Annotated in this window: 17 protein-coding genes; 8 read left to right on the top strand and 9 right to left on the bottom strand. The window is 66.4% G+C overall.

Annotated features, from left to right (window positions below; genetic code table 11):
- The first annotated feature begins 106 nt into the window (after positions 1 to 106).
- Positions 107 to 1,144, top strand: a complete 1,038-nt coding sequence (locus F0U63_RS29420) for a YihY/virulence factor BrkB family protein (RefSeq protein WP_395834783.1) — start codon at positions 107 to 109, stop codon at positions 1,142 to 1,144.
- Here the strand turns inward: F0U63_RS29420 and F0U63_RS29415 are convergent.
- From F0U63_RS29415 to F0U63_RS29390, 6 genes are all read right to left on the bottom strand, one after another.
- A complete protein-coding gene (locus F0U63_RS29415) occupies positions 1,141 to 2,739 on the bottom strand; it encodes an ABC-F family ATP-binding cassette domain-containing protein (RefSeq protein ID WP_395834781.1) in 1,599 nt (532 codons plus the stop codon). The genes F0U63_RS29420 and F0U63_RS29415 overlap by 4 nt on opposite strands.
- A 186-nt stretch (positions 2,740 to 2,925) precedes the next feature.
- On the bottom strand, positions 2,926 to 4,134 hold the full coding sequence (locus tag F0U63_RS29410; protein ID WP_395834779.1) for a cytochrome P450: 1,209 nt from the start codon (positions 4,132 to 4,134) through the stop codon (positions 2,926 to 2,928).
- Between the two features lie 48 nt (positions 4,135 to 4,182).
- Positions 4,183 to 5,400, bottom strand: a complete 1,218-nt coding sequence (locus F0U63_RS29405) for a cytochrome P450 (protein ID WP_395834777.1) — start codon at positions 5,398 to 5,400, stop codon at positions 4,183 to 4,185.
- A gap of 56 nt (positions 5,401 to 5,456) precedes the next feature.
- The gene (locus F0U63_RS29400; RefSeq protein WP_395834775.1) at positions 5,457 to 6,677 is read right to left on the bottom strand and encodes a cytochrome P450; all 1,221 of its coding nucleotides are present in this window, start codon (positions 6,675 to 6,677) and stop codon (positions 5,457 to 5,459) included.
- Between the two features lie 143 nt (positions 6,678 to 6,820).
- Positions 6,821 to 8,038 carry a cytochrome P450 gene (locus tag F0U63_RS29395; RefSeq protein ID WP_395834773.1) on the bottom strand — a complete coding sequence of 406 codons (1,218 nt, stop codon included), beginning with the start codon at positions 8,036 to 8,038 and terminating at the stop codon, positions 6,821 to 6,823.
- Between the two features lie 65 nt (positions 8,039 to 8,103).
- Entirely contained in the window at positions 8,104 to 8,700 is a 597-nt protein-coding gene (locus F0U63_RS29390) for a TetR/AcrR family transcriptional regulator (RefSeq protein WP_395834771.1), read from the bottom strand.
- A gap of 192 nt (positions 8,701 to 8,892) precedes the next feature.
- Here F0U63_RS29390 and tgt point away from each other — a divergent pair, with 192 nt between their 5' ends.
- Complete coding sequence (gene tgt, locus F0U63_RS29385; protein ID WP_395834769.1) at positions 8,893 to 10,071, top strand: tRNA guanosine(34) transglycosylase Tgt; 1,179 nt, start codon at positions 8,893 to 8,895, stop codon at positions 10,069 to 10,071.
- Positions 10,072 to 10,917 carry an MnmC family methyltransferase gene (locus F0U63_RS29380; protein ID WP_395834767.1) on the top strand — a complete coding sequence of 282 codons (846 nt, stop codon included), beginning with the start codon at positions 10,072 to 10,074 and terminating at the stop codon, positions 10,915 to 10,917.
- Between the two features lie 141 nt (positions 10,918 to 11,058).
- Here F0U63_RS29380 and F0U63_RS29375 read toward each other — a convergent pair whose 3' ends face one another.
- Positions 11,059 to 11,271: a hypothetical protein gene (locus tag F0U63_RS29375; protein WP_395834765.1), complete on the bottom strand. Its 213-nt coding sequence runs from the start codon at positions 11,269 to 11,271 to the stop codon at positions 11,059 to 11,061.
- Between the two features lie 72 nt (positions 11,272 to 11,343).
- Positions 11,344 to 15,294: a protein kinase gene (locus tag F0U63_RS29370; protein WP_395834763.1), complete on the bottom strand. Its 3,951-nt coding sequence runs from the start codon at positions 15,292 to 15,294 to the stop codon at positions 11,344 to 11,346.
- Positions 15,295 to 15,541: 247 nt separating this feature from the next.
- Here F0U63_RS29370 and F0U63_RS29365 point away from each other — a divergent pair, with 247 nt between their 5' ends.
- The 3 genes from F0U63_RS29365 to F0U63_RS29355 all read left to right on the top strand — a co-directional run bounded on the left by F0U63_RS29365 (position 15,542) and on the right by F0U63_RS29355 (position 18,414).
- Positions 15,542 to 15,715, top strand: coding sequence for a hypothetical protein (locus tag F0U63_RS29365; RefSeq protein WP_395834761.1), 174 nt, complete (start codon positions 15,542 to 15,544; stop codon positions 15,713 to 15,715).
- 140 nt (positions 15,716 to 15,855) lie between these two features.
- A complete protein-coding gene (locus F0U63_RS29360) occupies positions 15,856 to 16,887 on the top strand; it encodes an ISL3 family transposase (protein ID WP_395834759.1) in 1,032 nt (343 codons plus the stop codon).
- Positions 16,888 to 17,289: 402 nt separating this feature from the next.
- Positions 17,290 to 18,414 (top strand): mannan-binding protein, encoded by a 1,125-nt coding sequence (locus F0U63_RS29355; protein ID WP_395834757.1) that lies wholly within the window; start codon positions 17,290 to 17,292, stop codon positions 18,412 to 18,414.
- 391 nt (positions 18,415 to 18,805) lie between these two features.
- On the opposite strand, the gene F0U63_RS29350 is transcribed toward F0U63_RS29355, so the two are convergent.
- On the bottom strand, positions 18,806 to 19,015 hold the full coding sequence (locus F0U63_RS29350; protein WP_395834755.1) for a hypothetical protein: 210 nt from the start codon (positions 19,013 to 19,015) through the stop codon (positions 18,806 to 18,808).
- On the opposite strand from F0U63_RS29350, the gene F0U63_RS29345 reads away from it, so the two are divergent.
- The gene (locus F0U63_RS29345; RefSeq protein WP_395834753.1) at positions 19,001 to 19,666 is read left to right on the top strand and encodes a hypothetical protein; all 666 of its coding nucleotides are present in this window, start codon (positions 19,001 to 19,003) and stop codon (positions 19,664 to 19,666) included. The two genes, F0U63_RS29350 and F0U63_RS29345, sit on opposite strands and share 15 nt — an antisense overlap.
- Positions 19,653 to 20,057, top strand: coding sequence for a hypothetical protein (locus F0U63_RS29340; RefSeq protein ID WP_395834751.1), 405 nt, complete (start codon positions 19,653 to 19,655; stop codon positions 20,055 to 20,057). Before F0U63_RS29345 ends, F0U63_RS29340 begins: the two co-directional genes overlap by 14 nt.
- Positions 20,058 to 20,664: the final 607 nt, after the last annotated feature.

Below are 20,664 nucleotides of genomic sequence, written 5' to 3'. Positions count from 1 at the left end.
GGCCTGGGAGTAGACAGGCGAGCACCTCCACTCCAACGGGAGGTGGGGTGAGGTAGGCCAGCCGAGTGCGCATCCTCTTGGGGTTCAGTTCACGGGAGGACGCGCGATGGTCTGGCCTGGCAAGGGGATGAGCTGGAAGGAGTTCTTCACCGAGCTGAAGAACGAGTACGTCAACGACAACGTCAGCAACGTGGCGGGCGCGGTGACGTTCGCCGCCCTGCTCGCCATCTTCCCCTTCCTCCTGTTCCTCGTGGCCCTGGCGGGCCTCATCATCGATCCCGCCCAGGCCCAGGTGCTCATCCAGGAGCTGGGCAAGGTGGCTCCCGCGGCCGTGACGGAGATCCTGGGCCAGCGGATCAATGATCTGGCGGCGAGCAACAGCGTGGGGCTCTTGACGGTGGGCGGCCTGGGCGCGGTGTGGGCGGCCTCGGGCGGCGTGGTGGCGCTCATGGACGCGCTCAACACCGTCTACGACGTGAAGGAGAGCCGGCCCTTCTGGAAGATCCGGGGCATCGCCATCCTGGTGACGCTGTCCGGCGCGGTGCTCTCCATCCTCGCCTCGGCGGCCATGGTGGCCACGCCCGCCGTGGCGGGATGGCTCGGCGAGCCGCTCGGCACCGTGGTGATGTGGCTGCGCCTGCCCTTCGCCGGCCTGGTGATGATGCTGGTGTGGGCGATGATCTACTACGTGCTGCCGGACGTGGAGCAGGACTTCAAGTTCATCACCCCCGGCTCCGTGGTGGGCGTGATGCTCTGGCTGCTCGCGTCCTTCGGCTTCTCCGTCTACGTGCGCAACTTCAGCAGCTACGACGTGAGCTACGGCGCGCTCGGCGGTGTCATCGTGCTGCTCATGTGGATGTGGATCTCCTCCCAGGTCATCCTGCTGGGCGCGGAGATCAACGCGCTGCTCGAGCACAAGTCGCCCGAGGGCAAGGCCCCCGGCGCCAAGCGCCTGGACGAGTCGGGCCCCAATGTCACCAAGGGCGAGCTGCGCCGGGCGGAACAGGAGGAGATTGCCCTGCTCCGCCAGCAGCCGCCCCCCCCGCCGCCCGTGCCCCCGCGCATGTCGCCGCTGAGGGCGGCGCTCACCTGGGCCACGGGCTTCGGCATGGGGCTGTTCCTGATGCGCCGCTCCGAGCGCTAGCGACGCGCGGTGTGCACGGGGTGCTTCGCCGTGTACTCCGCCCAGTTGCCGTTGAAGTCGACGATGGGCTTGCCCGCGCCTTCCAGGCTCCAGATGCGGGTGGCCACCTCGGACACCAGCTCCTGGTCGTGCGTCACGACGATGACCGTGCCGTCGAACTTCTGCAGGCCCTCGGACAGCGCGCTGATGGACTCCAGGTCCAGGTGGTTGGTGGGCTCGTCGAGGATGAGCACGTTGTCCTGGTCGAGCATGAGCTTGCACAGCAGCAGGCGCACCGTCTCGCCTCCGGACAGCGTGTCCGTGGGCTTCATGCGCTCCTCGCCGGAGAAGAGCATGCGGCCCATGACGCCGGAGATCTCCTCGTTGGTGAGCTTCACCTTCACGTCGCGCAGCCAGCCGAAGGCGGTGGTGCCCTTGCGGATGGTGCCGTGGTGGTCCTGCGGCAGGTAGCCCACGCTCGCGTTGTGGCCCCAGATGAGCTTGCCGGTGTCCGGCTCGAGCTGCCCGGCGAGCATCTTCACCAGCGTGGACTTGCCCACGCCGTTGCGGCCGATGACGCAGATCTTCTCGCCTTTCACGATGAGCGGGCTGAAGGGCTTGATGACCTTCTGGCCGTCGAAGGACTTGCTGAGGTCCTCCACGGTGAGCGTCTGCTTGCCGCTGGGCTCCGCCTGATCGAAGCGGATGAAGGGGCGGGCGATGTTCGAGCGCTTCAGGTCATCCGACTTGAGCTTGTCGATCTGCTTGATGCGGCTCTGCACCTGGGAGGCGCGCGTGCCGGCGTGGAAGCGGGCCACGAAGTCCTGCAGCTGGGCGATCTTCTTCTTCTTCTCGCCCACCTCGGCCTCGATGCGGCTGCGCACCTGGGACTTCTGCCGCACCATGTCGTCGTAACCACCCGTGTACTGGATGATGGTCTCGTAATCGATGTCCGCGATGTGCGTGCAGATGGAGTTGAGGAAGTGCCGGTCGTGGCTGATGGTGATGAGCACGCCCTCGAACGCGGTGAGGAACGACTCCAGCCAGCGGATGGAGTCGATGTCCAGGTTGTTCGTGGGCTCGTCGAGCAAGAGGCCCTCGGGCTTGCCGAAGAGCGCCTGGGCGAGCAGCACGCGCAGCTTCAGGCCGCCCGTGAGCTGCTTCATCGGCCCCTCGTGGCTTTCCGTGGGGATGCCCAGACCCTCGAGCAGCGAGGCCGCCTCGGACTCGGCGCTGTAGCCGTCCTCCTCGGCGATCACCATCTCCAGCTCACCCAGCCGGTTGCCGTCGTCCTCGGTGATGTCGGACTTGGCGAGGATGGTGTCCTTCTCCTTCATTGCGTCCCACAGGGCCTTGTTGCCCATGATGACGACGTCCAGGACGCGGTTGTCCTCGTAGCGGAACTGATCCTGGCGGAGGATTCCCAGCTTCTTGGGCCGGGAGATGGTCCCCATGTCGGCTTCCTCGTCTCCGGCGAGGATCTTCATGAAGGTGGACTTCCCCGCCCCGTTGGGGCCGGTGAGGCCGTAGCGGCGTCCGGGCGAGAACGCGACGTTGACGTCCTCGAAGAGCTTCTTGGGCCCGTAGGCCTTGGAGACGTTGGTGATGGAGAACATGGGGGGCGCTTTCTAGCGGAAGGGGAAGGCGTCCGGAAGACAGGTGACGCATCGAGTCGCCGGATGGGCGGCGGACAAAGGTCTACAACCCCCCGGAGGGCCCTTTCATGCCCTCCGGGGAAGTCTCACCTGATACCACCCCGGTCTCCAGGCCCCTGGATGCCCGCCCGGCCACACCCGGGGGCGTCAGTTCTTCTGGAGCCAGAGCGAGCGGGGGCCGCGCAGGACGAACGAGGGCCCGTAGTCGAGGTGCTCGGGCTGGCGCGGCGAGAAGCCCAGACGGGGGGTGCGTGCCATCAGCTCCTGCAGGGCCACCGGGGCCTCCACGCGGGTGAGCGGAGCGCCGAGGCAGAAGTGGATGCCGTGGCCGAAGGACATCAGGCCGGCCGTGTCCCGCCGCGGGTCGAAGCGCTCCGGGTCGGGGAACTTGCGCGGGTCATGGTTGGCCGAGCCGAGCAGGAGCGTCACCGTCGAGTTCGCGGGAATCTTCCCGCCACTCACCTCCACCTCCTGGGTGGTGCGGCGCGACACCGCCAACACCGGCGAGTCGAAGCGCAGGGTCTCCTCGCACACGGCCGCGCAGGCGGCGGGGGAGGGATCGCGCCGCAGCCACTCGTACTCCTCCGGGTGGCGGATGAGGGTGTGGAGGGTGTTGCCCAAGAGGTTGGTGGTGGTCTCGTTGCCGGCGATGAGCAGCAGCACGGTGAAGGCATTCACCTCCTGGGCGCTCAACGCGGGCACGCCGTCCGTCTCCTGCACGAGCAGGGAGATGAGGTCGCCCTGGGGCTGGCGGCGGCGCTCCTCGGCCACCTGGGTCATGTAGGTGAGCATCTCCTCGCGGCTGCGGCCGACCTCCTCCGGCTCCTGGCCCGTGCGCAGGCTCGCGCTCAAGCCGGCGATGAGCGTGTCGCTCCAGCGCTTGAAGTCGCGGCGGCGCACGGTGTCGATGCCGAGCATCTCCGCGATGATGGTGACGGGCAGGGGCGAGGCCAGCCCGTCCATGAAGTCGAACTCGGGGCTGGCCGTCATCTCCGCGATGAGTGCCCGCGACAACTCGCGCACGCGCGGCTCCATCGCGGAGATCTGCTTGGGGGTGAAGGCGCGGCTGACCAGGCCGCGCATCCGCGTATGCACCGGAGGGTCCGAGGTGAGCAGCTCGGCCACCGACTCGACCTGGAAGAAGCCCCGCTTCCGGGTGCCGAGCTGGACATTGGCGGAGGAGAACAGGGCGGGATTCTTCAGGGCGAACGCCACGTCCTCATGGCGGCTGAGCATCCAGGACTTGAAGCGCTCGTTCCAGAACAGCGGAGCCTTGTCACGCATCTCGGCGAAGTAGGGGTAGGGGTGCTGCTTGAACTTCGGATCGAGGAAGTCGAAGCCATCGAGCAGGCTCATGGGACGCTCCGGGAAGAGACGGCGAAGGGCACGACGGCCCGCCCGGGCTCAGTTCTTCTGGAGCCAGAGCGCGCGGGGGCCGCGCAGGAAGAACGAGGCCCCGTAGTCGATATTCTCGGGCTGGCGCGGCGAAAAGCCCAGACGGGGGGTGCGCGCCATGAGCTCCTGCAGGGCCACGGGGGCCTCCAGGCGGGCGAGCGGGGCGCCGATGCAGAAGTGGATGCCATGGCCAAAGGACAGCAGACCGGCCGTGTCCCGCCGCGGATCGAAGCGATCCGGGTCGGCGAACTTGCGCGGATCATGGTTGGCGGACGACACCAGCACCATGAGCGTGGTGTTCGCGGGCACCTTGCCCCCGCTCAGCTCCACCTCCTGGGTGGTGCGGCGGCTGAGCGTCAACACGGGCGAGTCGTAGCGCAGCGTCTCCTCGACCACGGCGGCACAGGCCGCGGGGGTGGGGTCGCGCCGCAGCCACTCGTAGTGCTCCGGGTGGCGGATGAGCGCGGTGAGGGCGTTGCCCAACAGGTTGGTGGTGGTCTCGTTGCCCGCGAGCAGCAGCAGGATGGCGAAGGAGTTGACCTCCGGGGGCGTCAGGGCCTCCTGGCCCTCGCTCTCCTGCACGAGCAGGGAGATGAGGTCGCCCCGGGGCTCGCGGCGGCGCGCCTCGGCCACCTCCGTCATGTACGCGAGCATCTCCTTGGCGTTGCGCACCACGTCCTCGGGGGCCTTGCCGGTGAAGGTGACGTTGCTGGAGTTGACGATCGCGTCGCTCCAGCGCTTGAAGTCGCGGCGGCGCGAGATGTCCACGCCGAGCATCTCCGCGATGATGGTGACGGGCAGGGGCGAGGCCAGCCCGCTCATGAAGTCGAACTCGGGCTGGATCGTCATCTCCGTGATGCACTCCCGGGACAGCTCGCGCACGCGCGGCTCCAGGGCGGAGATCTGCTTGGGAGTGAAGGCGCGGTTGACCCGGCCGCGCAGGCGCGTGTGCACGGGCGGATCCGTGGTGAGCAGGCTGTCCACCCCGTCGAGCCCGGACTCCTGGCTGCGCTCCGTCGGGAGCTTGCCGGCGATGCGGACGTTCGAAGAGGAGAACAGGGCGGGGTTCTTCAGGATGTACGACACGTCCTCGTAGCGGCTGACGAGGGTGGACTGGAGCTTCGCGTCGTAGAAGAGGGGAGCCTTCTCGCGCATCTCCGCGAAGTACGGATAGGGATAGCGCATCACCTCGGGGTTGAAGAAGTCGAAGCGGCTCAGCAGATCCATGTGTGGCTCTCCTCGGAGAGGAACCAGTGGGGTGGGACGGCGGAAGTTCAGGGGACTCAGTTCTTCTGGAGCCAGAGCGAGCGGGGGCCGCGCAGGAAGAACGAGTTGCCGTAGTCGATGGCCTCGGGCTGGCGCGGGGCGAAGCCCAGGCGGGGGGCGCGCTCCATCAACTCCTGCAGGGCCACGGGGGCCTCCACGCGGGTGAGCGGGGCGCCGAGGCAGAAGTGGATGCCGTGGCCGAAGGACATCAGGCCATTGGTGTCCCGCCGCGGGTCGAAGCGCTCCGGGTCGGGGAACTTGCGCGGGTCATGGTTGGCGGAGGCCAGCAACACCATCACCGTGCTGTCCGCGGGCAGCTTGCCCCCGCTCACCTCCACCTCCTGAGTGGTGCGGCGCATGAGCCCGATGACGGGCGAGTCGTAGCGCAGCGTCTCCTCGGCCACGGCGGCGCAGGCGGCGGGGGAGGGATCGCTCCGCAACCACTCGTACGCCTCCGGGTGGCGGATGAGGGCGTGGAGGGCGTTGCCCAGCAGGTTGGTGGTGGTCTCATTGCCGGCGATGAGCAACAGGACGGTGAAGGAGTTGACCTCCTGGGGCGTCAGGGCCGCCACGCCATCGGTTTCCTGGACGAGCAGGGAGATGAGGTCGCCCCGGGGCTCGCGGCGGCGTGCCTCGGCCACCTCCATCATGTACGTGAGCATCTCCCGGGCGCTGCGCTCGACCACCTCGGGCGTCTTGCCCGTCTGCAGCGCGGCATTGCCGGCTTGGATGAGGGTGTCGCTCCAGCGCTTGAAGTCGTGGCGGCGGGAGGCGTCCACGCCGAGCATCTCCGCGATGATGGTGACGGGCAGGGGCGAGGCCAGTGCCTCCATGAAGTCGAACTCGGACCGGGAGGTCATCTCCGCGACGAGCGCGCGCGACAGCTCGCGCACGCGCGGCTCCATGGCCTGGATCTGCTTGGGGGTGAAGGAGCGGCTGACGAGCCCCCTCATGCGCGTGTGCACCGGAGGATCCGTGGTGACGAGGTTGGAGACCGAGCCCAGCTCCTGCACGGTGGCGCGCTCCTCCTGGAGCTTGCCGGCGACGCGGATCTTCGTGGAGGAGAACAGGGCGTGGTTCTTGAGCACGAACGACACGTCCTCGTAGCGGCTGAGCACGTGGGCCTGCAGCTTCGCGTCGTAGTGGATGGGCGCCTTCTCGCGCATCTCCGCGAAGTAGGGGTAGGGGTTGCGCATCACCTCGGGGTTGAAGAAGTCGAAGCGGCTCAGCAGGTCCATGTGTGGCTCTCCTCGGTGAGGAAAACGACGGGGGGACGGCGGAAGTTCATGATGAACGAGAGCAGGCCAGGGAGCGAGCGGGCGCGGAGGCGCACGCCCACCCTTCTTCGTCCCCGTACTCCCTGGCTCGAGGGGGGACGCGCTCAGTTCTTCTGCAGCCAGAGCGCGCGGGGGCCGCGCAGGGCGAACGAGGCGCCGTAGTCGATGTGCTCGGGCTGACGCGGCGAGAAGCCCAGACGGGGGGCACGCGCCATGAGCTCCTGCAGGGCCACGGGGGCCTCCAGGCGCGCGAGCGGCGCGCCCAGGCAGAAGTGGATGCCGTGGCCGAAGGACATCAGGCCGACCGTGTCCCGCCGCGGATCGAAGCGATCCGGGTTGGGGAACTTGCGCGGATCGCGGTTGGCGGCGGACACCACGGCGAACACCGTGGTGTTCGCGGGCACCTTGCCCCCGCTCAGCTCCACCTCCTGGGTGGTGCGGCGCACGACCGTGATCACGGGCGAGTCATAGCGCAGGGTCTCCTCGGCCACGGCGGCGCAGGCGGCCTGCGTGGGGTCGCGCCGCAGCCACTCGTACTCCTCCGGGTGGCGGATGAGGGCGGTGAGGGCATTGCCCAGGAGGTTGGTGGTGGTCTCGTTGCCGGCCAGCAGCAGGAGGATGGCGAAGGAGTTGACCTCCGGGGGCGTCAGGGCCTCCTGGCCCTCGCTGTCATGCACGAGCAGGGAGATGAGGTCGCCCCGGGGCTCGCGGCGGCGCTGCTCGGCGACCTCGGTCATGTACGCGAGCATCTCCTTGGCGTTGCGCACCACCTCCTCGGGCGTCTTGCCGGTGATGCTGGCGTTGCCGGAGTTGGCGATCGCGTCGCTCCAGCGCTTGAAGTCGCGGCGGCGCGAGGTGTCCACGCCGAGCATCTCCGCGATGATGGTGACGGGCAGGGGCGAGGCCAGGCCGCTCATGAACTCGAACTCGTTGCTGGCCGTCATCTCCGCGACGAGCTCGCGCGACAGCTCACGCACGCGCGGCTCCAGGGCGGAGATCTGCTTGGGGGTGAAGGCGCGGTTGACCCGGCCGCGCAGGCGCGTGTGCACGGGCGGGTCCGTGGTGAGCAGGCTGTCCACCCCGTCGAGCCCGGACTCCTGGCTGCGCTCCTTCTGGTGCTTGCCGGCGATGCGGACATCCACTGAGGAGAACAGGGCGGGGTTCTTCGTGACGTACGTCACATCCTCGTGGCGGGTGAGGATGTGGGCCTGGAGCTTCGCGTCGAAGTGCAGGGGCGCCTTCTCGCGCATCTCCGCGAAGTACGGATAGGGGTTGCGCATCACCTCGGGGTTGAGGAAGTCGAAGCGGCTCAGCAGATCCATGATGGGCTCTCCTGTTGGGATGGAGTGATGGGGGGAGTGGTTGTTGTTGGGGGGACGACGGAAGCTCACCGGGGGCGCGGGCTGGCGCCTTCCAGGAAGCAGCGCAGCAGCAGGGCGATCTGCTCGTCGACGGGCGTGGGCTGCCGATCGAGGAATTGCCGCAGCAGGTTGCTCTGCAGCATGCCCAGCAGCAGCGTGGGGTAGTGGGCCGCGTCCTCGGGACGCAGCACCCCTTGGGCGATGCCCTCGGAGTTGATCGAGCCGAGCCGCTCGGTCAGCGAGTTCGCGAGCCGCTGATGGCGATCCAGCTCCTCGCTCGAGGCGGCCACGCGCAGCGCTCTCTCCTCCAGCAGCAGGGAGAGGAAGCGGAAGTGCTTCTGGGCGTGCTCCAGGATGGAGCGCAGCAGGCCATGCAAGCGCGTGCGGTAGGGCGCGCCCCGGCTGCGCTCCAGCTCCGCGTCCAGCACGGCCATCAACTGTTGCGCCTGCGCGTCGAGCAGCGCCTGGAGCAATCGCTGCCTGTCCTCGAAGTAGTTGTAGAGCGTGCCGACCGAGACGCCCACCCGCGCGGCGATGTCCTCCATCCGCGTGGCGGAGGGGCCCTGCTCGGCGATCACCTGCTCCGCGGCCTCGAGGATGGCCACCCGGGCCTCCTCCTTCATCCGCTCCCGGAGGGGCTGAGGCTTGCTTCGTGGTGCTGAGCGGGAACTCATGGCGGTGAATATGATTCAGAAAACGGTAATTCGCAATAGCCCTGTGGGGTGGGGAGAACGGGGGGCTGGTGGTCTGGTGGGAGGGGGGCCGGGCGGAGAGGGGGCGTGCCCGGACGCGGGCACGGGTATAAGGGGACGCACATGGCCGTCCGCTTCGAACTCGTCACCACCGACCCCACGGGAGCCCGCGCAGGCGTGCTGCACACCCGGCGGGGCTCCATCCCCACGCCGGTCTTCATGCCCGTGGCCACCCACGCCTCCTTTCGCCACCTGGGCATGGAGGAGATCAAGGCCACCGGCTCGAAGATCCTGCTGTCCAACACGTACCACCTGATGCTCAAGCCGGGCATCGACGTGTTCCGCCGCTTCAAGGGCATCCATCCCTTCATGCAGTGGGACGGGGCGGTGCTCACCGACTCGGGCGGGTTCCAGATCTTCTCCCTGCCGGAGGATCGGCTGATCACCGAGAAGGGCGCCCACTTCCGCAGCTTCCACGACAACAGCCGGCAGCTGCTCAGCCCCGAGTCGAGCATCGCCATGCAGCAGGCGATCAACTCGGAGGTGATGATGGTGCTGGACGTGTGCATCGACTCGCGCACGGACGAGGCGGGCACGCGCGAGGCGATGGAGCGCACCCACCGCTGGGCGCTGCGCAGCCTCGCGGCGAAGAACCAGGTGGACACGGGCCAGGCGCTCTTCGCCATCGTCCAGGGTGGCGTGCACCCGCACCTGCGCGACGAGAGCGCGGGCTTCCTCACCCAGCACCCCTTCGACGGCTTCGCCATTGGCGGGCTCGCGGTGGGCGAGACGAACGAGGAGCGCAAGATGATGACGGCGCGCGCCGCCGCGCAGCTTCCCCAGGACAAGCCGCGCTACCTCATGGGGGTGGGCACGCCCACGGACCTGCTCGAGGCGGTGCTGCGGGGCGTGGACATGTTCGACTGCATCATCCCCACGAAGATGGCGCAGCAGGGCTACGCCTATACCTTCCAGGGGCTGGTGCGCATCACCCGCCAGGCGTTCCGCCTGTCCGACGAGCCGCTCGACGCGACGTGTGACTGCTACGTGTGCAAGCGCTACAGCCGCGGCTACCTGCAGCACCTGATGAGCGGCAAGCACCACACGGGCTCGCGCATGCTCTCGGTGCACAACGTGCATCACTACCAGATGCTCACCTGGAAGATGCGCGACGCCATCCTCCGGGGCTCCTACGCGCAGGCCTACCGCGAGCTGAAGCAGGCGGTGGCGACGCCCAAGGATCTGAAGGACGCGCAGCTGGAAGCGGGCGCCAACGCGGTGACGCTCAAGGAAGTGGGCTGAGTGGAGAGCCAGAATCCGAGGGACGGGGACTTCGAGCTGGTGACGCTGCGCAATGGGGCGCGCGCGGTGCGCCACCTGGGGCACGGGGAAGTGATGCACCCGGCGACGGGCCCATGGGAGGAGGCCCAGCGGCTCTACGTGGAGCAGCCGCGTCTGGCCGAGCGCCTGCGCACGCCGGGCGAGCCGCTCGTCATCCACGACGTGGGGTTGGGGGCGGCCACCAACGCGGTGGCGGCGCTCACGTGCGCGCGGGAGCTGGGCGCCGAGCGCCGGCGGGGGCTGGAGGTGGTGAGCTTCGAGGTGGACCTGGCGCCGCTGCGGCTGGCGCTGGCGGACGCGGCGGGGTTTCCCTTCCTGCAACCCTTCCGGGAGGCGGCCGAGGCGCTCATGCGCGACGGGGCCTGGGAGGAGGCGGGGCTGCGCTGGCGGCTGCACCTGGGGGATGCGCGGGGGCGGATGGAGGGGGTGCCCAGGGCGGACCTGGTGTTCTTCGATCCGTTCTCCCCGGCGAGCAACCCGGAGATGTGGACGGAGGAGGTGCTGGCGCGGGTGAGGGCGGGGTGCCGGGAGGACGGGGAGGGGGCGTTGCTGATGACGTACAGCGCGGCGACGCCCACGCGGGTGACGCTGCTGCTGGCGGGCTTCTACGTGGGGGCGGGAGTGTCCACGGGGACGAAGGGGGAGACGACGGTGGCGGCCACGCGCCGGGCCGCGTTGGGCTCACCCCTGGGCGAGCGCTGGCTGGAGCGCTGGCGCCGCTCGTCCTCGCGCGCTCCCCACGGGCAGCCGCTGACGCCGGAGGCCGAGGCCCGGGTGCTGGCCCATTCTCAGTGGAGCCAGGGTTGAATCCATGCGGCATAATCCACGACAGGTTCGAATCCCGTTGGGGACACAAAATCCAGCCCGTGGACGACTTGAGCGTGAGCCGTCCCCGGTCGGCCTCCTGGATGAGCTTCTAGATGTTGGCGTAATACAGATCTTCCTGCCTCAGATGAGGTAGCGGGGCCCCACGTAGAGCCGCTTAGGCTGCCGGATGAGCACCAGCGCCACGATCCCCAGGATGAATCTCAGAGGGATAAAGACGAACAGCGCTCCGACGGCGACGGCCACGACGAGTAGGAGCCAAATCCACGGGGCGCCGCTCAAGCTCATCGGCACGCTATGGTCGTATTTGATCATGGCGAACTTCTTGCGATCCATGGTTGCTCCTGATTCGTTGCGGGCGAGCCTTGCAACTCCCATTGAAGGGACTAACCTGCGTGGAGCAGAGCCCTACGCTGTGGCGTCACCCCAGTGTTGGCGGGCAAGCTCCAGCGTCCGCGCGTTCTCGGGCACTTGGCGCAGGAAGCGCTCGCGGGCCTCGGGCGCGGGGAAGTCACTGGCGCGGGCCCGCACACACCGCAGGGCCTTGCGCAAGGTTTCTTCTCCCGCAGCCGCGTCCCCCTGCGCGAAGCATGCTTCCGCCAGCGCCAAGTACATGCCCACCGCGTAGACTCCCTTGCCGCGCATCCGCTCCAACGCCGCCACGCCCAGCTTTGCCACATCCCGTGCCTCTGCGGCACGCCTCTGGGTACGCAGGATTTCACTGAGCACCGTGCGCGCAAACACCATGTAGACCGGGAACGGCACCAGCATTTCACACGCCTTGCGTGCAAAGGACTCGGCTTCGCTCAGCGCGCCACCCGCCGCAGTCATCTGCGCCAGCAAGGCATGGATCATTCCCGGGATGAAGGGATGGGCGCACTCTCGCCCCACCCAATCGAGCGCCCAGACGTGCGCCTCCTGCCGCTCCTCCTGCTCTGGGCTCCTGGACAGCACCGAGCCCAGGACGAACAAGGTGCTCTCCACCAGGAAATGTTGTTCCGTCCGTCTGGCGATGGCCAGTGCCTCTCGAAGCAGCTTCACGGCATCAGGCAGGTCTCCCGCCGCCACCAAGCTCGCCGCCGAGATGACCTGGATGACATTGATGTTCCGCTCCGAGCCCACGGCGCTGAAATCCCGCCGCCCCTGCTCGAACACCGTAAAGCTCCGCCATGGGCTGGCTTCGTAGCAATAGAGGAAGTAGCCCTGCAGCAAGCTCACGACCCCCCGCGCCATGGGAGAGTGGGTCATCACGTCAGCGCCCACTTCCATGAGCCGCCCGAGCAGGGCTTCCACCTTCTGTCGCTCGCCGGACCAGATGAGCACGCCTCCCATAAAGGAGACGGCCTCTAGATAGGCTTCTACCGCCTCGGGCTCTGGTGAGGTGCGCACCAGCAACTCGCCCAGCCCCGCCATCTGCTCCGCATGGGCAACACTGGCGCCGCCGACGAACAGGTTTCCAATCAACCTGCACCACAATGGACTGCCGGCCTTCAATCCGGCCAACGCCGGGATGCCCAGATCCACGGCCCTAGACATCTGCGCCATCCAGAAGAGCACCATGGCCTGGAGCGCCCGCAGCCGGGCGATCTCCTCGCCGCCCACCTCACAGGCCAGGGCCGCCTCCACGCACCGTAGCGTTCCCTGCAAGTCATTGCGCTCGAAGAGCCGCTCCGCGGCCCGGGTGTAGAAGTGAACAGCACGCTCGGACTGCTGTCCCCGCTGAGCATGAGTGGCGAGCACCAATGCATCGGGCTCGCCTATCCGCTCCAACCAGGCCACCGCGAGTTGGTGTCCCAAGGGCCGATGGCTCTCGGGCACCAAGCCATAGGCCGCATCCCATACCAGCGCGTGGCGGAACCGATACTCGGCCGCAATGGGAAAGCGGCTGTCAGGAAGCGGCTCGATGACCTCTTGCTCCACCAATATTTGCAACTGCTGCGCCAGCAGTGCCTGCTCGGTGTGGCGGCCCAACAGCACCTCAACTCCCTCCAACCAGAAGGTGCGGCCGAAGATGCTGCAGGCCAGCAGCACCTGACGTATTCCATGCTCCATCCGCAACAGGCGTGCCTGGAGCACCGCCAACACCGTCTTCGGTGCCTCCTTCCCACGCCCCTCCGCTGCCATGCGGATGAGTTCCTCCAGGAAAAGGGCGTTGCCGTCCGATTGCTCCACCGCCCGCTGCACCACGGACTCGGGTACCTGCGGCCCCAACACCTCACGCGCCAGCCGCGCGCACGCCTTGCGGCTCAGGCCATTGAGAGACAACTCCTGCAGGCGCCTCGCCCATAGTCCCGGGAAGACCTCCTTCACCTCGGGCCGTGCCAGCGCCAGCACGAGGAAGGGCTGCCCAGCTAGTTCCCGCAGCATCCCGTCCACCAGCGTCACCGTCAGCGCATCGCTCCAGTGCAGGTCCTCCAGCACCAGCAGCACTGGTTGCTGCTCACACTCGGCCTTTAAGAAGTCCACCAGCGCACGGCCCACCTGCGTACTCATCAACCGCGGATCCCCGCGCGCTGCGCGCAGCCGGGGGCTGTCCTCCTCGGGAAAGGGAACGGCGCACAGCTCTCCCAGGAACTCTGCTGCCTCCTGCGCCCTGGCTTCGGGCAGGTGTAGGGCCACCCGCAGGTACAACCGCGTCCGCCGTGCCTCCAGGTTCTCCCCTTCCCCCACTTCGCACAATTTCCGTAGTGCTTGGCCCAGCAGGCCGTACGAGGCGCCCGTGTGCATCGGGTCTCCGCGCCCCAGCAGCACCAGTGGCGGCTGCTCCCTACTCTCCAGGCGGCGCAGGAATTCGTGCCGCAGCCGGGATTTGCCCGTGCCGGGTGGGGCCGTCACCAATAGAACTCGGGCGGTAGATTCCTCCACACACGCGGTGAAGGTGAAGTCGAGCAGCGCCAACTCCTGCTCGCGACCCACACACTGGGTAGGCTTGCCCAACAACGGGCGGGATGCGTCGGCATCGAGCCGCTCGCCTTGTAACACGAATGCGCCCGAATCGGAGCGGGCGAGTTGGAAGCCCGGCCCGAGCAACCCGGCCGTGACATCGTCCATCACCACGCTGACCGAAGGCGTGCACTCGAGCTGGCGCAGCAGGCGCCCCGCCCTGTCCATGGCCTCGCCCATCGGCAGCCGCTTGTTGAAGACGCCCAGGCCCATGGTCAGAACCACCGCAGCCTCCGGCCAGCGTTCCTTGAGGGTGAGGGCACAGCGTGCCGCCAGCGCCGCTTGGTCTGTAGCGGAGCCGCGCTCGGCCACCAGCGTGGCCACCAGCGACCCATCCGCTAGCAGTTCCACCTGGGCTCCCGAAAGGGGCGCCAAGTCTGTGCGCAGCGAGTCTCGCCGCGCCAGGCCCTGGTTCCAATCCGTCGTCTCCTCCTGAGAGTTGGCTTCCAGAGACACCAACAGAACACTGATGAGCGACTGCTCGGCCTCCCGCCCACTGTTGAGGCGCGGCTGCGTCCCAGCCGGTGGCAGCAACTCGGGGATGGATTCCACTGTCCCGAGCGCCTCCAACAGGCTGGCGGCGTCCGACAACCTCCGCTGCGGGTCCTTGGCCAGCATACAATCCACCAGCCATTGCAGGCCCGCGGGCAGGCCCGGGCGGAGCGTCTCCAGGCGCGCTGGCTCGGCATGCAGAATCTTGGCCAGCGCAGCGGCGAAGTGCGGCGCAGCGAAGGGGGGTCGACCCGTGAGGCACTCGTACAGCACGCATCCCAGCGAGAAGATGTCCGCCGCAGGAGAAATCTCCGGTGCACTGGAGGCCTGCTCTGGCGCCATGTACCCCGCTGTGCCCACCACCGTGCCCGTCGCCGTCACCGCCATCAGCGTGGGCTCCGCATGGCGCGCCAGCCCAAAGTCCAGCAGCACCACCTGCTCGGGCCGACCCGCCCTCATGAAGAGGTTGGAGGGTTTGAGATCACGGTGGACGATGCCTTGTTGGTGGGCCACCGCAAGCGCCTCTGCAGCCTGGCGCAGCAGGGACAGCGTTTCGGGCAGGCCGAGCGGCTGGCAAGCTAGGCGCCGTAAGAGATCCTCCCCTTCGAGCCACTCCATGGCTAGGTAGGGCTGGTGCGACTCGGTGGATCCATGTGCCACGTAGGCGACGATGCCGGGGTGATGCAGCTCGGACAGCAGCACCGCCTCCCTGTTGAAGCGGTAGGCTCTCTCCGGTGAGGTAACGCCATGCAGTAGCTTGAGGGCGACGGTCCTCCCCGTGGAGGAATCCGCGGCGCGATAGACACAGCCCATGCCTCCCCAGCCCGCCACCGACTTGAGGATGAAGCGACCAGCGATCACTGTCCCATTGGGCAGGGTTCCAGGTGGTTGAGCGGATGATGAGGCGATCTTGTCTTCGTCCATGAGGTGCGTCTGCGCTGGCCATCATATCCGAGCCGTCCTCCATGTCCGAAGTAACACCCGGGCCAGCGTGGAGGCGATGACACCCTCGTTGCAAAAAGCCTACGCCGCAGCATCACCCCAGCACGGGCGGGGCAATCCGAGTCCTGGAGCGCTTGACAGCTGAGGTTGGCCCATGACGGCTGGCGCGCAACTCCACCTTGTGGTAGGTACTTGCTTTGTTTCCCCGGGGGGCCTTATGGACACCAGTGTGGCGCTGAAACTCCGCATTCAGGCGGTCACCGAGAAGGATGTGCTGCTCGGCATGTTCTTCGACAGCTCGATGACGAACCTGGGCTTGCCCCGGTTACGTGGCTCTCCCGCGGTTTGTGTGCATTCCATGCGCATTCGGCTGGCTGCACGAGAAATGCTTGCCTACCCGTAGCGGGTGAATCACATGAAGTGCGGGGGCTCTCCCTCACTTCATGTGCTCGAGGCGCGTGAAACTGCCCTCCCCAGATGAGGTTTGCGAGCGGGCAAGTAGGGGGTAACGGCAGGCAGCGAGCGTGACGCGTACAACCGGCGATGAGCCAGTTGTACCCGATTCTCGGTTGCCGGGTGGAGCAAGTTGTGCGTAGGGAGTCCACACGAGCTGTCCTCGTCGTGCGAGCTAAACGTCGAGGAGCGCAGTGCCCCTCCTGCGAAGAGCACAGCGAAGTGCCGCACAGCATCTATATCCGACGGCCAGCCGGCCTGCCCACCGCGGGCCGCTCGGTTCAGCTCGAGCTGCATGTGCGTCGCTTCCGCTGTCGCAATGCGAGGTGCGCGCGCCGCACGTTCTCCGAACGCCTGCTCGACCTGCTCGCTCCGAGTGCTCGGCGCACGTGCCGACTCGCGCGGGCCCAATGTTCGGTGGGCATGACGGCCGGAGCTGAAGCTGGAGCCAGGCTGCTGGTGCCCCTGGCCATGCCGACGAGTCCTGACACGCTCCTGCGACTCATGCACCGCACTCCACTGCCTCCGTCCACTCCACCCCGGGTGCTCGGCGTGGATGATTGGGCCTGGCGCAAGGGACGCACCTACGGCTCCCTCCTGGTTGATTTGGAGGCGCAGCGTGTCGTCGACCTGCTCCCCGACCGGTCCGCTCCCACTCTGACGTCATGGCGTCGTCGCCATCCTGGCGTCGAAGTGGTGACGCGAGACCGTTCGACGGAGTATGCGCGCGCAACCATGGAGGGAGCACCCCACGCCCAACAAGTCGCGGACCGCTGGCACCTGCTGCTCAATGGGCGGCAGATGGTGGAGCGCTGGTTGGCCGGGGCGCATGCGCGTTTGCGTACACTTCCGCCAGTTTCAAGTGCACACGACTCCGCCAAGCGCCGTCACGCCAGTTTCCCGCGGACTCGGAGCGAGGGGCTGGCTCGTGAGGACAGTCGTGCACGACGCTTTGCCGTCTACCAAGCCGTGCGTGAGCGCCACCTCGCCGGAGAGTCCCTGCTAAAATCAGCCGCACCCTGCGACTGGCGAGGGGAACGGTGCGCAGGTACGCCTCGGCGCCGAGCTTTCCCGAGCGCGCGGCGCGTGTACCGGGTACGAGCATTCTCGACCCCTATCTGAAGCATCTGGCCCACAGACATGCCGAAGGCTGCGAGAACGCATCGGCGCTGTGGCGGGAAATTCGTGCTCTGGGCTTTGGTGGGACGTCACGACAGGTGCATCGCTGGCTACAGATGCGGCGCACCTCGGTGGCTCGATGCCTCGCACCATCAAGCGTCAGATGTACGGCCGCGCCAGCTTCGGCTTGCTGCGCCGTCGAGTGCTGCTCGCGGCCTGAACGCCGCGAGCACATAAAGTGCGGGAGAGCCACAAAACCGGGGCAGGCTCAGTGACGAGCTTCACCCCGGGCTTGTGAAGCCGCGCACATCCTCTGGACGACGGAAAAGGCAGAGTGGTTCTCGTCAGCGCGGCGAACCTAGCCCTTGATGTGACAATCCCTGTCTCTTACATCAGGAAAAGATCATGAAGAAGCAGATTGGAATGATGGCTCTCGCAATGTCGGCGATGCTCTTCTTTGGACCACAGGCGGAGGCCGACTCGCCCAACACTGAGGCAGGCAATCACAGGGACGACGTGGAGGCGGGCCCCATCTATGGCGACACTGCTGCCCCGGGCAAGTGCCCCCAGACGTGCTCCAACAACAGTCGCTACTGGACGGGCCACTGGCGGACGACCGTCAAGAATGAGATGTCCGTCTGCCGGTGTGCCACGCCTCCTTTCAAGCACCTCGTCATCGACGCGGGCTCTTCAGGTACCCGGTTCCTGCTCTACAATGTGGAGCGGGGTCCCCGCGGTTGCCAAGTCAGCCTGTCGTCGGACTTGAGTCCGAACAAGGGCCCGATTGAAGAAGAAGGCTTGGCGGAGATGGACGTGAATGAGGCGGAGAAGATGCTGAAGGCGAAACTCGAGGAGTTGGGCGAGCCTCTGACCAGGGTGGTGCTGTTGGGTACGGGGGGCTTCCGTCAGAAGGGGGTACTCGGGAGTGAGAAGATGCAGGAGTTGAGTGGGCGCCTGGCGCAGCGCATTGATCACATGGCCATCATCTCAGGGGATACGGAGGGCATGCTTGCGTGGAAGGCCACCAAGTCAACGATGAATCTTCCCGTTCAGCCTTTCTCAATTCTAGAGATCGGAGGTGTCTCGGTACAATTTGCCACCGGCAGTATGGACAGTGACTTTACCAGCATCAGTGATGAGGTGGGCTTCAACGTCATCGCCAAAAAGATGAAGAATTGCTTGGAGAATGAGGATCCCTTCACGAACTGCGAGGCCGCCATTAGTCGGCGGCTGAAGGACTCAAGGCTGCTTGAGGTGGGGGGACGGTTTCCGGAAGGTAAACCTCGTCCGGTGTATATGATTGGACCGGAGTCGGCTAAGCTGTTCAATAAAAAGGCAAAATTGCGCCCCGCTGACCTTGCGAAGATGGGAAAGGGGACTTGCCGTCAAGAGAAAGATAGAAAATGTTTGGGTATGGCCCACTTGTCGGCCGTGATGAAAGCGCTGAAGGTTGAGTCCATTCAAAAGGGCGCCGAATCCTGGGCGGAAGGAGCTGCGGTGAACTCCGAGTACTTCCCGAATTGCAAATGAAGATTCAGGCGGGTAAAACCTGCCCCATGCAACTGGGGCAAGCCCACTCATCACGGAACCAAGGAGGGAGATTGGGCGGTACGAGGAGGATCTCTCCCGAATCTTCATGAGGTGACTCTGCGCCAGACTCTTACGCGGTCTCTCCGCTCGGAGAATAAGGATAGAAGACCGGAGAGAAGGTGTCAGACGAATTGTACGAGACGGTTCGTCTGACTCGGGCGGGCCTGTGAGAGACCCATCCCGGAAGAATGGCGTCTCACCGACGGGACCAAGAGCGGAAGCGGACGTCCACGGCCTGCTGGCTCCCTGCGGGGTGGTTGTCCACGGGGACGAAGGGGAGACTACGGTGGTGGCCACCCGCCGGGCGGCGTTGGATTGGACCGCTGGTCACTCACGGGGTGGGGCGCGATGGTCCCAACTCCAGAGGATCCCAGATGTAATCCTCGGTGGGGATCAGCAACATGTTCTTCAGAGCGTGCCGCTCCACGAAGTGAACGAAGCGCGCGGAGACCACTGCGCTGCCTGGCAGGCCGCGGGCGAAGAAGACGTCCTCACCCCGCCAGCTTCCCTCCTCCAGGGCGAAGCCATGGATGGTCTCCACGTTGGTCTCCCTGCACCAGTCGCACGAAAGGGGAGACGCACGCCGGATGCGGCTCTTGGACTCATCCACCGCCGCGCCACCAAAGACAGGAGTGACGTGGAAATAGGGTGGAGGAGAAGAGGCGAGGGGAGAACGCCGTCGGCCGCGAACCCGGACCACCTCGACGGGCTGGAAGTCAGGGAGGCCTGTCAATCCCTCGGCGCGGAACGCCTTCGCGAATGGCTCGGAGACAAGAGCACCACTGCCAGGTCCCCTCACGTAGTCCCCGAAGCCCTCGCCGTTCAGCTTCAGTTCGCCGCGCCGGGGTGGCAACCACGTCCTCATCCCAATGAAGGCGCCACAGCGAGGGCACCGGGGGGCATCACCCAGATTGTCCTCTCCCACGGTCTCGAAGGAGGTGTCGTGGCTGGAGCCAAGGGCATGCCTGAGCACGAAGAAACGGGAGGAAGCATCACGGGCCTCAGAACCCATGGGGAAACCTCGCACGCAAGGAACGCCGGCTGTGAGAGAGCGAAGAAACGCCTCGAACTCCTTCGCGGTCACGGATTTGTGGGTGTCGAGCCAATTGACGACCTCTTCATCGACCTTCCGGTGTCAGTCCTGGTTGCCACAGTGGGCGGCTTCGTCGACGGCACGGGTGACGAAACGTGAGCTGGTGGTCATCCGTTACCTGCTGTGGACCGGGGACAAGGCCGTCCAAGACGCCACGGGACAGGTGCTACATTCAGTGCTGGATGAGCAACGCGCGGAGGAGTGGATGCGGAGCTATGGCGAGGAACTCATCGAGCAGGGACGTCAGCAGGGCCTGGCTCAGGGTCTGGTGCGAGGCAGGGAAGAGGGTCTGGCACGGGGACGTGCCGAGTCCCTCCTGCGGATTCTCGCCTTCCGCGGGATTCACGTGGAGGAAGCAACCCGGCAGCGCATCCTCGACTGCACGGACATGGACACGCTCGACGGCTGGTTCGACCGGGCCCTCCAGGCCATGACCCTGTCCGAGGTGCTGGACGGCGGGGCCCACGCCTCTGGGCGCAAGGACTCGTGACCCGGCCTCCGCTCGCGTGCCTCTGACGTGGTGGCGGCGGTAATCGAACCCATGAACAAGGCCGGGACTTCGTCCGGTACTTGCACACCCCGGTCGCTCACGAGGCAGCCCCGCCGCCCCGCTCCTCGCTGGAAGGGTGCGCGTCACAGCGGAGGGCACGTGGCTTGAACCTGGAAGCAACGGGCCTTGAACCAGCTTGCTTGTGATTACCCGCGAGGATGGCCCTCACGAGTGTCCTTTCATCCAGGGCACCAAACGGAAGAAGTTGTTTCGGAGTCTGTTGTACTGCTCCACCAGTCCGGAGCAGCGACAAGGCCATGATCAACAGGGCACCGAACCCTGCGTGACTGTCGAGAACGATTCCTTCTACAGCCATGCGCCTGTATGAACAAGGATGTATTGTGTTACATAGTCCATTTCATCGAAGGTAGAAGGAATACCGCTGGTCATGTACGCGTTTCTTGAGCATTCCATCTCAAGCCCAATCCAGATTTAAAAGAATGCGAGAAACCACCGTCTGGTTCCAGAAGGAGGACCCGCACGGCCCCGTCGGCCGCGGCCCGAAGGCTTCTCGCGGCGATCCGATGGGGAGCATAAGTAGGACGGA

Origin of the sequence: Cystobacter fuscus (genome assembly GCF_044360685.1) — a bacterium.
Taxonomy (GTDB): domain Bacteria; phylum Myxococcota; class Myxococcia; order Myxococcales; family Myxococcaceae; genus Cystobacter; species Cystobacter fuscus_C.
Note: the sequence above shows the minus strand (reverse complement) of the source record. Positions and strands in the feature narration are given on the sequence as shown.

What these genes read in the sequence shown, in the direction of transcription:
- F0U63_RS29420 (WP_395834783.1), top strand. Translation starts at nt 107, where the DNA reads ATGGTCTGGCCTGGCAAGGGGATGAGCTGGAAGGAGTTCTTCACCGAG.
- F0U63_RS29415 (WP_395834781.1), bottom strand. Translation starts at nt 2,739, where the DNA reads ATGTTCTCCATCACCAACGTCTCCAAGGCCTACGGGCCCAAGAAGCTC.
- F0U63_RS29410 (WP_395834779.1), bottom strand. Translation starts at nt 4,134, where the DNA reads ATGAGCCTGCTCGATGGCTTCGACTTCCTCGATCCGAAGTTCAAGCAG.
- F0U63_RS29405 (WP_395834777.1), bottom strand. Translation starts at nt 5,400, where the DNA reads ATGGATCTGCTGAGCCGCTTCGACTTCTTCAACCCCGAGGTGATGCGC.
- F0U63_RS29400 (WP_395834775.1), bottom strand. Translation starts at nt 6,677, where the DNA reads ATGGACCTGCTGAGCCGCTTCGACTTCTTCAACCCCGAGGTGATGCGC.
- F0U63_RS29395 (WP_395834773.1), bottom strand. Translation starts at nt 8,038, where the DNA reads ATGGATCTGCTGAGCCGCTTCGACTTCCTCAACCCCGAGGTGATGCGC.
- F0U63_RS29390 (WP_395834771.1), bottom strand. Translation starts at nt 8,700, where the DNA reads ATGAAGGAGGAGGCCCGGGTGGCCATCCTCGAGGCCGCGGAGCAGGTG.
- tgt (WP_395834769.1), top strand. Translation starts at nt 8,893, where the DNA reads ATGGCCGTCCGCTTCGAACTCGTCACCACCGACCCCACGGGAGCCCGC.
- F0U63_RS29375 (WP_395834765.1), bottom strand. Translation starts at nt 11,271, where the DNA reads ATGGATCGCAAGAAGTTCGCCATGATCAAATACGACCATAGCGTGCCG.
- F0U63_RS29370 (WP_395834763.1), bottom strand. Translation starts at nt 15,294, where the DNA reads ATGGACGAAGACAAGATCGCCTCATCATCCGCTCAACCACCTGGAACC.
- F0U63_RS29360 (WP_395834759.1), top strand. Translation starts at nt 15,856, where the DNA reads ATGAGCCAGTTGTACCCGATTCTCGGTTGCCGGGTGGAGCAAGTTGTG.
- F0U63_RS29355 (WP_395834757.1), top strand. Translation starts at nt 17,290, where the DNA reads ATGAAGAAGCAGATTGGAATGATGGCTCTCGCAATGTCGGCGATGCTC.
- F0U63_RS29345 (WP_395834753.1), top strand. Translation starts at nt 19,001, where the DNA reads ATGGATGGTCTCCACGTTGGTCTCCCTGCACCAGTCGCACGAAAGGGG.